This window comes from Exiguobacterium sp. UBA3491 (assembly GCF_002377745.1).
GTDB lineage: Bacteria > Bacillota > Bacilli > Exiguobacteriales > Exiguobacteriaceae > Exiguobacterium_A.
Genome location: NZ_DFQK01000028.1, coordinates 110,034 through 121,144, shown reverse-complemented (window position 1 = coordinate 121,144; position 11,111 = coordinate 110,034). Strand labels below are relative to the sequence as shown.

Annotated in this window: 11 protein-coding genes; all 11 read right to left on the bottom strand. The window is 50.5% G+C overall.

Translation table 11 applies throughout. The features are described 5' to 3' along the window. Positions 1 to 98 precede the first annotated feature (98 nt). Positions 99 to 1,265, bottom strand: a complete 1,167-nt coding sequence (locus B4F99_RS10405; RefSeq protein ID WP_214727831.1) for a bifunctional cystathionine gamma-lyase/homocysteine desulfhydrase — start codon at positions 1,263 to 1,265, stop codon at positions 99 to 101. Further along, positions 1,258 to 2,181, bottom strand: a complete 924-nt coding sequence (locus tag B4F99_RS10400; protein ID WP_023469164.1) for a PLP-dependent cysteine synthase family protein — start codon at positions 2,179 to 2,181, stop codon at positions 1,258 to 1,260. The genes B4F99_RS10405 and B4F99_RS10400 overlap by 8 nt, the downstream gene beginning before the upstream one ends. Beyond that, positions 2,178 to 2,642, bottom strand: a complete 465-nt coding sequence (locus B4F99_RS10395) for an S-ribosylhomocysteine lyase (protein ID WP_023469165.1) — start codon at positions 2,640 to 2,642, stop codon at positions 2,178 to 2,180. The genes B4F99_RS10400 and B4F99_RS10395 overlap by 4 nt, the downstream gene beginning before the upstream one ends. Before the next feature lie 3 nt (positions 2,643 to 2,645). Continuing rightward, positions 2,646 to 3,284, bottom strand: a complete 639-nt coding sequence (locus tag B4F99_RS10390; RefSeq protein WP_290757625.1) for a class I SAM-dependent methyltransferase — start codon at positions 3,282 to 3,284, stop codon at positions 2,646 to 2,648. Positions 3,285 to 3,822: 538 nt separating this feature from the next. Further along, the gene (locus B4F99_RS10385) at positions 3,823 to 4,104 is read right to left on the bottom strand and encodes a thioredoxin family protein (RefSeq protein ID WP_290757623.1); all 282 of its coding nucleotides are present in this window, start codon (positions 4,102 to 4,104) and stop codon (positions 3,823 to 3,825) included. Positions 4,105 to 4,202: 98 nt separating this feature from the next. Continuing rightward, the gene (gene gcvH, locus B4F99_RS10380; RefSeq protein WP_029342437.1) at positions 4,203 to 4,586 is read right to left on the bottom strand and encodes a glycine cleavage system protein GcvH; all 384 of its coding nucleotides are present in this window, start codon (positions 4,584 to 4,586) and stop codon (positions 4,203 to 4,205) included. Between the two features lie 64 nt (positions 4,587 to 4,650). Further along, entirely contained in the window at positions 4,651 to 5,013 is a 363-nt protein-coding gene (locus B4F99_RS10375; protein WP_290757620.1) for an arsenate reductase family protein, read from the bottom strand. Between the two features lie 34 nt (positions 5,014 to 5,047). Next, the gene (locus tag B4F99_RS10370; protein WP_290757616.1) at positions 5,048 to 5,500 is read right to left on the bottom strand and encodes a DinB family protein; all 453 of its coding nucleotides are present in this window, start codon (positions 5,498 to 5,500) and stop codon (positions 5,048 to 5,050) included. 75 nt (positions 5,501 to 5,575) lie between these two features. Further along, positions 5,576 to 7,360, bottom strand: a complete 1,785-nt coding sequence (locus tag B4F99_RS10365; RefSeq protein ID WP_035396370.1) for an acyl-CoA dehydrogenase family protein — start codon at positions 7,358 to 7,360, stop codon at positions 5,576 to 5,578. After that, the gene (locus B4F99_RS10360; RefSeq protein WP_290757609.1) at positions 7,357 to 8,547 is read right to left on the bottom strand and encodes an acetyl-CoA C-acetyltransferase; all 1,191 of its coding nucleotides are present in this window, start codon (positions 8,545 to 8,547) and stop codon (positions 7,357 to 7,359) included. The genes B4F99_RS10365 and B4F99_RS10360 overlap by 4 nt, the downstream gene beginning before the upstream one ends. Positions 8,548 to 8,564: 17 nt before the next feature. Then, positions 8,565 to 10,982: a 3-hydroxyacyl-CoA dehydrogenase/enoyl-CoA hydratase family protein gene (locus B4F99_RS10355; RefSeq protein WP_290757606.1), complete on the bottom strand. Its 2,418-nt coding sequence runs from the start codon at positions 10,980 to 10,982 to the stop codon at positions 8,565 to 8,567. Positions 10,983 to 11,111: the final 129 nt, after the last annotated feature.

Below are 11,111 nucleotides of genomic sequence, written 5' to 3'. Positions count from 1 at the left end.
GGGTTTCATCGGGCCAGTCCCTCCACCACTCTCGATAAGAGTTTCGGTATTAAGTTTGTAGAATATATTCTGAATATTAGCAGGGGTTATTTTTGTTGTCAAACAGTTTTTTCAGAAACTTTTTCGAGGAACGTGAAAGCACGCGTTAAGTCTTCTTTCAAATCTTCCGCGTCTTCAAGTCCAACTGAAATCCGGACGAGACCGTCTGTGATGCCGAGTTCTGCCCGACGTTCTGCTGGGATCGACGCGTGCGTCATCCGTGCCGGAACGGAAATCAGACTCTCGACGGCACCAAGACTCTCAGCAAGTGTGAAGAAGTGTGTCGCCTCGACGAGTTTTTCTGCATTCGCTGCTGAACCAACATCAAAGCTGATCATCCCACCAAACCCAGTCGCTTGTTTCGCTTGGATGTCGTGACCAGGATGCGATGCCAGTCCCGGGTAGAAGATGTTCGAGACAATATCTTGCGCTTGTAGGAACGCAACGAGATCATGGGCTGTCTCTTCGATCGCATCCATCCGGATACCGAGTGTACGAAGACCACGGACGAGCAAGAAGCTGTCTTGCGGTCCAAGTACGCCGCCTGTCGAGTTTTGGATGAAGTGAAGCTCTTCGCCGAGCGCATCATCTTTGACGACGACAAGTCCAGCGACGACGTCCGAGTGTCCGCCGATGTATTTTGTTGCACTGTGCAAGACGATGTCTGCACCAAGCGCGAGTGGTTGTTGATGATATGGAGTCGCGAACGTGTTGTCGACGACGAGTTTAAGATCGTGACGTTTGGCAATCGTTGCGATCGCTGCGATGTCCGTTACTTTCAACAACGGGTTCGTCGGTGTTTCGACGTAGACGATCTTCGTGTTGTCTTGGATCGCTGCTTCCGTCGCTGCAAGGTCCGTCGTATCGACGAATGTCACTTGGATGTTGAACTTTGGTAAGACGCGTTGCATCAAGCGGAACGTACCACCGTAGACGTCATCCGTCATGACGATGTGGTCGCCAGACTCAAGCAAGTGGAAGACGGCATGGATCGCTGCCATCCCAGAACCGAAGGCAAAACCACGTGCGCCGCCCTCGAGATCCGCAATCAATCGTTCGATGCTCGTCCGTGTCGGGTTCGCTGTCCGTGAGTATTCGTATCCGTCCTTAAGTTGACCGATTTTATCCTGCTTGTATGTGCTTGTTTGATAGATCGGAGGTGTGACGGCTCCTGTTGCCCGGTCGACACCTGTTCCTCCATGAATCAATGCTGTCTTCTTACGCATGAGTTTCGTCCACCTTTTCAAAGATTTGTTGACTTAAGTAGCGTTCGGCACTGTCTGCGAAGACGGTGACGATCGTACTGCCGGGGTGACGCTTCGCGATATCAAGCGCAGCAACGAGCGCTGCACCTGCTGAACTACCAACGAGTAATCCTTCGCGAGCAGCGAGTGTATGAACCGCGTCAAATGCATCGCGGTCAGAAATCGTATGAATCTCGTCGACGAGTTCACGCGGAACGAGACTTGGCCATTTCGCTGTTCCGATGCCTTCTGTCTTATGCGGACCGGCTGGACCACCATTTAAGACGGAGCCTTCCGGTTCGACGATCGCTGCTTTTGTACCGAGACGTTGTTTTAAGAAGTCCGCTGTTCCGGCGAACGTACCACCTGAACCACAACCGGCAACGAACCAGTCGATGTGCGGCAAGTCCGCAATCAGCTCAGGACCGAGTGTCCGCTGATACGTGACTGGGTTCTCTTCGTTTTCGAATTGTAACGGAACGTAACTGTTCGGAATTTCCTGACCGAGTTCTTTTGCCCGGTCGATCGCCCCTTGCATATCGAGTTCAGTCGGCGTGTTGACGACGGTTGCGCCGAGTGCCCGCATCAACGTCTGTTTTTCCTGACTGAATTTTTCCGGAACGACACAGATGACTTGAAGATCATATTTTTTAGCGGCAAGCGCCAAGCCGATGCCGGTATTCCCGGCTGTCGGCTCGATGATCGTACCGCCTGGTGTCACATGTCCGTTTTCGATTGCTGCATCAACGAGTTGAATGCCAAGGCGGTCTTTGACGCTGCCCCCAGGGTTCATCCATTCGAGCTTCGCCAAAATGCGCGTACCAGCAGGCAAATCGAATGAAGTGATCTCGTAGAGTGGTGTGTTTCCGACGAGGTCGCGGACGTTGTTCGCGATCATCCGAAGACGATGTCCCATTCATCACGACCGGCAAGCATTTTCTCGGCATAGTGCTTCGCTCCTTTGAGGTCATGTGCGCTCGCAAATCCACATTGGACTTCGTTTTGCGCTGGAATCTCTTCTGCTGCAAGGACGTCTTTCAACGTCTTCTCAACGAGTTCGCTCATTTTTTCGACAGAGTCGAAGTTCATCATCGCCATGTAGAAACCTGTTTGGCATCCCATCGGCGAGACATCGATGACATCATCCGAGTAGTTGCGGATGTTTTCAGCAAGTAAGTGCTCGAGTGTGTGCATCGCACGCATCGGCATTTGCTCAACGTTTGGTTGTGTGAAACGGATATCGTATTTGACGACTTGGTCGACTTTACCTTCTTTATAACCCGCGACGCGGATATAGGGTGCTTTGACTTTCGTATGATCCAGGTTAAAGCTTTCGACGTTCATTTTTTGAAGTGCCATGATTTATTCCCCCATTTTCTCGGCTTCTACGAGCCAGACGAAGTGATTGTATTGTATAAATTTAACAGTGAACCCGCGTGATGTAAACAATTCTTCCATGACTGGAATCAACGGGTAGAATTCGCGTTCGAGATCTTCCGCTAACGCGTCGAACCCTTGAGCACGTGCTTCACGGATCGTTTGCTGGCGTGCTTCTTCTGAGACGAACATCGTATCCGCGTAGACGATTTTTCCGTCTGCCGGTAAATGTGATGCCATCAGTTCGATTGCTTCCCCCTTTTCCTCATCTGTTAGATGATGAAACGCATACGTCGAAACGAAACTGCGTGCTTCCTTCGCTTCGAACGAGAGGAAGTGACCATCCTGTACATCTAGCGACGGAATCTTTTCCGTCAGGATTGCCCGCATCTCCGGACTTGGTTCGACGGCGAGTACGGCGTCGTGACGTGCCAGAAGACGTTGTGTCAGGTTCCCTGTGCCTGCTCCGAATTCAATGACCGGCGACTGCGCTTTATCCGCTACTGTATCCAAAATCTCATCGTATCGACGAAAAACCTCTTTATATTCCGGATCGTGTCCGGTTACTGTCTCGTCATACGTCGATGCCCATTCTGTGAAAACATCCATAAAACGTACTGTCATGCCTTGTCGTCCTCCATCTCACCAGTTAATTCCGAGTAATCGGATATGAATTAAAGTAATTTTCCATATTCGCATTGTAGCAAGGAGATTCTATCCTGGCAAGCGACCGGCTCGAAAAACTTCCAGAAAACAAAAAAAGGCGTTGCCGGCGAACCGACAACACGAATAATGTGGTTAGAAATGCTACGAAGGAAAACCCAGCTCCATTCGGAATTGTTCGCTCTTCCGCGTGGAGGACGGCGCCTGTTCGACATGATCGCCAGCTTACGTTCACTTCCTGATCGGTCCTTTCGATCCACCACCCGTTCATTGCACCGCTTCGTCTTTGGGGGACGACTTAAGGGGAAACAATACACCGGCTTAGGATGGGAGAAAGGGTTCAGGACTTGAATCGTATTGAACGATCATCTCTGCTAGACTTCCTATAATGCATTTCTAGAAGTTGTTATGAATATACCATTCATATTTCGGCGTTGTCAACGGATTATTGTAAATATTCCGACAATTTAATAAAAAGAAAAATCCAGTCGGACTTTTCTTACCGTTCTTGACAGAAAGCAAAGACGTTTTGGACGGACTGGAAGGCATAAAGTCGCTCTACGACTTGATTTTCTTCAATTCGCAACAACGCAGGAACACTCATGACATGGGCTTCTTCTAAGAAATCCGGAATGAAATTCCCGTTCGCCTTCTGAATCGATTGACCTGATTCCGTCGCTTCGACGATATCGAGCATACGTTCTGCGATGGCGCATGTCCCGCACATCGGTGCATAGACATACAATAGCCCGTTTTCCGGGACGGTCGTGACCTCTTGCATGACGGTCGCTCCTTTCTTCGTGGTATCTGTCGTCAGTATACAAAAAAAAGAGAGCGGACGAAACGCAAGCGCCTCGTTCACTCTCTTTTCGTTAAGTATTACTCGTTGATCATCGATTTGTACGCTGCAGCGTCCATCAATGCCTCGACTTGTGAAGCATCTTCGATTTCGATGTCGACCATCCAAGCACCTTCGAATGGTGACTCGTTGACGAGTTCTGGGGAATCCGAAAGGTTTTCGTTGATGGCAACGACTTTACCAGAGATCGGTGCGTATAATTCCGAGACTGTCTTGACCGACTCGACTGAACCGAATGGCTCGTTTGCTGAGATCGTATCCCCGACTTCAGGCAATTCGACGAAGACGATATCCCCGAGTTCGTGTTGCGCGAAATCCGTGATTCCGATGCGCGCCTTGTTTCCTGATACTTCGACCCATTCATGTTCTTCCGAATAGCGTAAGTTGTCTTTTACTTGACTCATTTCCGATTCCCCCTGTGGACTAATTTGGACTAACGTGTTCAGTATACCAAAATCGACTCTGAACTTAATACCATTTTCCTTGATACATTTCTTCCTTGAAACCGATCGTAACGTCTTTCCCGTCCGTGACGATCGGACGCTTCAGCAACATGCCGTCACTTGCGAGCAACTTGTATTGCTCGTCTTCCGATAACTCTGGAAGTTTATCCTTGATTCCTTGCGAACGGTACGATTGACCACTCGTGTTGAAGAATTTCTTCAACGGCTCCCCACTTTTTTGGTGGAGTTCCTGAATCGTCGTTGCAGATGGTGTCTCCTCGACGATATGTTTGTAATCGACTTCGACACCGTGTTGTTCGAGTGCTTTTTTCGCTTTGACGCACGTACTACATTTCGGGTAGCCGTACATCGTGACTGTTGTTGTCATGTTCATCACCTCACCTTCAAGAGTAGCAGATGGATCACTTCTGCTTCAAGCGTGCGAGCGCCCCGTCGATTTGATCTTGATGATGGGCGTCATGGGCAACGAACGATTCGACGAATTCTTGCGGTCGAAAATTCTCATAGGTCGCCGCAAATTCCTCATCAGACAGACGATCGAGGTGATTGACGATGTCACTCCGGACGCTGATCGCTTTTTTTAACAAAGCAAGCGGATCGATATGATGCGCATATTCGACCGCCAGTCGATTGAACTGATCAAAATCCGTCTCGACCAGTGTCAGCGGTTCATCCGGTAACTTCGAGATGGCATGATCGTAATAAAACCGGTCCCATAAATAGAGGTGGCTGACGCATTCCAGGACAGTCCACTTGTTAAGGGCAAGCGGCAGATCCCATTCTTCCGGCGACAAACGTTCAAGGGATTGATAGTAGGCAATCGCAAATTGCAGTTCAACCAATTCTTGGCGCATCTCGTTTTCCTCCTCCAACCAAAAACTTCGCCTTTACAGAGATTTTCCCTGCAAAGGCGAAGCGGTAAACCTGACTTAGACCGTATATTTGTTTGACTCGATGAGGCGTTTTGCGATGTCGCGTTTCGTACCGATGACGTTGATCGGCTGGTAACGGCTGAATTTTTTCAGCGCCGAGAGCAACATCCGGAGTTCGTCGCCGCTTGCTGCCGCGTAGAGTGTCTCTTTCGCATCACGCTCGACAGCTTCGAACGCTTGTTGTGCGAAGACTTCCGTGTAACGGACTTTCAGTTCGCTCTTCTCGATTCCTTTGTCGGCAATCGCTTTGTCCGTCCGGACGATTGCTGACTCCAGCGCATAGATCGCACTCATGATGTCGGCTGTATTCGCTAAGATCTCTTGCTCGCCTTGGAGTTTGTCCTGGTATTTCTGGACCGCTGTTCCGGCAGTCAACAAGAAGATTTTCTTCATCATCGCCAGTAAATGACGTTCGCGATCAAGTGGTGCTGTTCCGATTTCTGTCGGCATGAAGCTCATCACTTCTTGTTGCAGACGCTGTGCTTCCGCAAGCAACGGCAACTCGCCTTTCATCGCTTTCTTCAGAAGTGTTCCCGGGACGAGCAGACGGTTGATCTCGTTCGTTCCTTCGAAGATCCGGTTAATCCGTGAATCACGGTACATGTTCTCGACTTCATATTCTGCCATGAAGCCATAACCACCGTGGATCTGGACCGCTTCATCGATGACATAATCAAATGTTTCCGAAGCGAAGACTTTATTCATTGAGCATTCGATTGCGTACTCCGCGATTGCATCGGCGATTTTCTTACCGTCCTTGCTTTCTTCTTCTGACAACTGATCGAGGCTGTCTTGGAACAGACCACCCGTCCGGTAGACCGAACTTTCCATCGCATACGTCTGTGCTGCCATCGTCGCGAGTTTTTCTTGAATCAATGGGAACGAGCTGATCGGTGTCTTGAACTGTTTCCGTTCGTTCGAGTACTGGACTGCGAGATCAATCGCCCGTTTTGATGAACCGACAGCACCGACAGCTAATTTGTAACGACCGACGTTCAAGATGTTGAAGGCGATGACGTGACCGCGTCCGATCTCACCAAGAACGTTATCGACTGGTACTTCTGCATCTTGTAAGATCAACGTCCGTGTCGATGATCCTTTGATTCCCATCTTCTGTTCCTCGACGCCTGTCGAGACGCCTGGATACGATCCTTCGACGAGGAAGGCTGTGAACTTGTCGCCGTCGATTTTTGCGTAGACGACGAACAAGCTTGCGAAACCAGCGTTCGTGATCCATTGTTTTTCACCGTTTAGGATGTAGTGCGTACCGGCTTCATTCAAGACAGCTGTCGTTTTAGCACCGAGAGCGTCTGAACCAGAGCCTGGCTCTGTCAATGCGTACGAAGCGATCCACTCCCCTGAAGCGAGTTTCGGCAAGTATTTCTGCTTTTGCTCTTCGTTACCGAAGAAGACGATCGGCAACGAACCGATTCCGACGTGTGCGCCGTAGCTGAGGGCGAATGAACGGCCACGTGCGAATTTTTCCGTAATGATTGAAGACGAAATCTTATCCATCTGATAGCCGCCGTATGCTTCCGGAACGTCTGCGCCGAGTAGACCAAGCTCGCCTGCTTCACGGAGGAGACCGACTGATAATTCGAACTCGTGTTTTTCGATTCGATCAAGGACTGGAACGACACGATCTTCGACGAACTTCGCTGTCATGTCACCGACCATTTTGTGTTCTTCCGAGAAATCCTCTGGTGTGAAGAGACGTTCTGGTGCTAACTCATCTAATACGAAACTGCCACCTTTGATTAATTCGTTTGTCGTTTGGCTCATTGTCCTGTTCCTCCTTCAACTAGTTCGAATACGCCTGCTGCGCCCATTCCGCCACCGATACACATCGAGACGACACCATACTGGACATTCCGGCGTTTCATTTCATGCAAGAGCGTTAATGTCAATTTCGTTCCTGTACAACCGAGGGGGTGACCGAGGGCGATCGCTCCACCGTTGACGTTGACGATGTCTTCGTTTAATCCAAGCTCACGGATGACACCGAGCGACTGCGAAGCGAACGCTTCGTTCAACTCAATCAAACCAACGTCCTCAAGCGTGATGCCTGCGAGTTCGAGTGCCTTTGGAATCGCGACGACCGGTCCGATACCCATGACTTCCGGACGGACACCACCGACAGCGAACGATTTGAACTTACCGAGAATCGGTAACCCTTGGCGTTCTGCCTCTTCCCGTTCCATGACGAGGACGGCAGCCGCACCGTCTGACGTCTGTGAAGAATTCCCTGCTGTGACGCTACCGCCGAGGCGGAACGCTGGGCGAAGTTTTGCAAGACCTTCAGGTGACGAATCTGGGCGAACGCCTTCATCGTGCTCGACGACGAATGTCTTCTCTTCGATTTTCAGTTCATCATTGACGAATTGTTCCGTCACCGTTACCGGGACGATTTCGTCAACAAACTTACCAGCTGCGATTGCTGCTGCTGCCTTTTGGTGACTCTTCAGGGCAAAGGCATCTTGATCTTCTCGTGAGACATTGTAGGTCGCAGCGACTTGCTCCGCTGTATGCCCCATGCTCATGTAGTACTCTGGTGCCGTGTCGACGATCGACGGATTAGGTCGAACGACGTGACCTGGCATCGGGACTTGACTCATCGATTCGAGTCCACCGGCGACGACAGCGGTTGCTTGCCCCGTCATGATCTTCATTGCCGCGTCAGCGATCGATTGTAATCCACTTGAGCAATACCGGTTGATCGTGATCGCCGGTACCTCATGGGATAATCCACCGAGGACTGAAGCATAGCGAGCGATGTTCATCCCCTGCTCTGCTTCCGGTAAGGCACATCCGAGGATGACGTCATCGACCGCTCCCGTGTAGCCGGACCGTTTCAACGTTTCCTGGATGGCGATGCCTGCTAATTCATCTGAGCGCATCGATTTGAATGCGCCCTTTTTTGCTTTTCCGACCGGTGTTCGTGCACCGGCGACGATTACTGCTTCCTTCATCCGAATCCCCCCAGTCCTCAGTTACGAAGCGGCTTGCCTTTGACGAGCATATGCTGCATCCGTTGTTGTGTCTTCATCTCACCGATCAGGCTCAAGAATGCTTCCCGTTCGATGTCGAGCATATATTGTTCATCGACGTGGCTACCGAAGGCGACGTTCCCACCGGCGATGACGTGTGCGAGTTTACTGGCGATTTTTAAGTCATGCTCCGAGATATACCCGCCGTAGAACATTTCGCGTGTTGCGAGTTCAAGCGTCGCTTTCCCCGCACGACCGACGACTGGAATCTTCGCTTTCGCGGGTGCCGTATAGCCAGTCCGGTCCAGTTCAAGGACGAGTTGTTTCGCATCATACGTCAAGTGATCCCGGTTCATCGAGATCTGATCAACGGAGCGAACATATCCGAGTTCGCGTGCTTCAAAGGCTGATTTTGAGACTTTTGCCATCGCGACGTTCTCGAACGTTTTTTGCGCTGCTTTCTCGATGTTGACGAGTCCGTCCGGTGTGTTTTCTAGCAGTCGACGGTACGTGTTGACGTTTCCGCCACCTCCCGGAATCAGACCGACACCGACTTCGACGAGACCCATGTACGTTTCAAGACCAGCTTGCAGACGAGCTGCCGGAAGCGAGATCTCTGTACCGCCACCAAGCGTCATTCCTTGTGGTGCAGCGACGATCGGACGCGATGCGTAACGAATCTTTTGAATCGATTGTTGGAACTTGTTGATGATCCAGTCGAGTTCGAACCAGTTCTCATCTTCCGCTTCCATCAGCATCATCGCTAGGTTCGCACCGACACAGAAGTTCTTGCCATCGTTCGCGATGACGAGACCACGGTGGTTTTTCTCAACGAGATCGACTGACTGTTCGATCATCTGCATGATGTCGACACCGATTGCATTGCTCTTCGATGTGAACTCAAGGACTGCGACATCGTCACCGATATCAAGCAAACGTGCCCCATTGTTCTCAAGGAGAACACCGTTTGACTTCCGGACATCACGGAGGCGGATTTCCTTCGGATTGACCGTTGCTCCGACGTAGTCTTGTGTCGTTGCGTCATAATGACGACCGGACGCATCATAGAAACTCGTTTTTCCTGCTGCGAGCATCTCATCGACCCATGCTGGTACCGCGTAACCGTCTTGTTTCATCTTCGCGACCGTTTTCTCGACACCAAGTGCGTCCCATGTCTCGAACGGTCCCATCTTCCAACCAAAGCCCCATTTCATCGCTTCATCGATCGCTTTGATGTCATCTGCGATTTCTCCAGTCAGCTGAGCCGAGTAGAGCAATGTTTTCGCGTGGATCGGCCAGAGTAAGGCACCGACACGATCTTGTGCGAAGACGACGGCTTTCAGTTTGTTTTTTGCGCCCGGAAGTGCTTTAGCGTGTCCAATCGACGCTTCAGTAAGCGCTTTCTTTTCAACGTACTCGAATGTCTCGAGATCAAGTTCAAGGATCTGTTTTCCGACTTTCTTGTAGAACCCTTGACCCGTCTTCGCACCGAGTGCTCCTTGTTCGACAAGGCGACGCATCTCAGTCGGAACCGCAAACGTCTCCTTCTCTTCGCCTTCCGGCAACAAGTCATAGACGTTGTTCGCAACATGGACGAACGTGTCGATGCCGACGACGTCGAGTGTGCGGAACGTCGCTGACCCTGGGCGACCAAGCAGTGGACCTGTGACCGAATCGACCTCCCCGATCGAATAGCCACCTTTTTTCATCTCATCCATCGTCACGAGGAGACCGTATGTCCCGATTCGGTTGCCGATGAAGTTCGGTGTATCCTTCGCGATGACGACACCTTTCCCGAGTCGTTCTTCTGCGAATTGTTTCATGAAGTCAACGACACGTGGATCCGTGTCTGACGTCGGAATCAACTCGAGTAACTTCAGATAACGTGGTGGGTTAAAGAAGTGTGTCCCGAGGAAACGACGGTTGAATGATTCGGAGCGTCCTTCACGCATCGCTTCAATTGAAATTCCTGATGTGTTCGAGCTGACGATCGCGTCTTCCCGAATGAACGGTTCGATCGTTTTAAACAATTGCTGTTTGACGTCGAGTCGTTCGACGACGACTTCGACAATCCAGTCTGCTTCCTTCAGACGTTCTAAGTCGTCTTCTAAGTTTCCGACCTCGATGAAGTCGATCAATTTTTTCGACGCGAGTGGTGCTGGATTTTGTTTCAAGAGTTTTTCGCGGTTATCGCGCGCGATGCGGGAGCGGACGCGCGGATCACTCAGCGTCAAGCCCTGCTTCTCTTCTTGTGCCGTAAGTTCTTTTGGTACGATATCAAGCATCAATGTCCGTATGCCAGCATTCGCAAGATGTGCCGCGATGCCTGCACCCATCACCCCTGAACCGATGATGACGGCGAATTGGATGTGTTTCGTCAACTGGATTGTGGTCGGCTGACCGATTTGACTCGCCATGATATACCCCCTGATTTTAAATTGAATGAACAACCATTCATTATACTGACAAAAAAAGAAGCCGAACGACTTTGGTGTGCTTCTTCTACATCTTCATCATAAATGAATAATGATTCAGTAGCAATAAAA

Coding starts and splice junctions, on each gene's coding strand:
- B4F99_RS10405 (WP_214727831.1), bottom strand. CDS start 1,265: ATGCGTAAGAAGACAGCATTGATTCATGGAGGAACAGGTGTCGACCGG.
- B4F99_RS10400 (WP_023469164.1), bottom strand. CDS start 2,181: ATGATCGCGAACAACGTCCGCGACCTCGTCGGAAACACACCACTCTAC.
- B4F99_RS10395 (WP_023469165.1), bottom strand. CDS start 2,642: ATGGCACTTCAAAAAATGAACGTCGAAAGCTTTAACCTGGATCATACG.
- B4F99_RS10390 (WP_290757625.1), bottom strand. CDS start 3,284: ATGACAGTACGTTTTATGGATGTTTTCACAGAATGGGCATCGACGTAT.
- B4F99_RS10385 (WP_290757623.1), bottom strand. CDS start 4,104: ATGCAAGAGGTCACGACCGTCCCGGAAAACGGGCTATTGTATGTCTAT.
- gcvH (WP_029342437.1), bottom strand. CDS start 4,586: ATGAGTCAAGTAAAAGACAACTTACGCTATTCGGAAGAACATGAATGG.
- B4F99_RS10375 (WP_290757620.1), bottom strand. CDS start 5,013: ATGACAACAACAGTCACGATGTACGGCTACCCGAAATGTAGTACGTGC.
- B4F99_RS10370 (WP_290757616.1), bottom strand. CDS start 5,500: ATGCGCCAAGAATTGGTTGAACTGCAATTTGCGATTGCCTACTATCAA.
- B4F99_RS10365 (WP_035396370.1), bottom strand. CDS start 7,360: ATGAGCCAAACGACAAACGAATTAATCAAAGGTGGCAGTTTCGTATTA.
- B4F99_RS10360 (WP_290757609.1), bottom strand. CDS start 8,547: ATGAAGGAAGCAGTAATCGTCGCCGGTGCACGAACACCGGTCGGAAAA.
- B4F99_RS10355 (WP_290757606.1), bottom strand. CDS start 10,982: ATGGCGAGTCAAATCGGTCAGCCGACCACAATCCAGTTGACGAAACAC.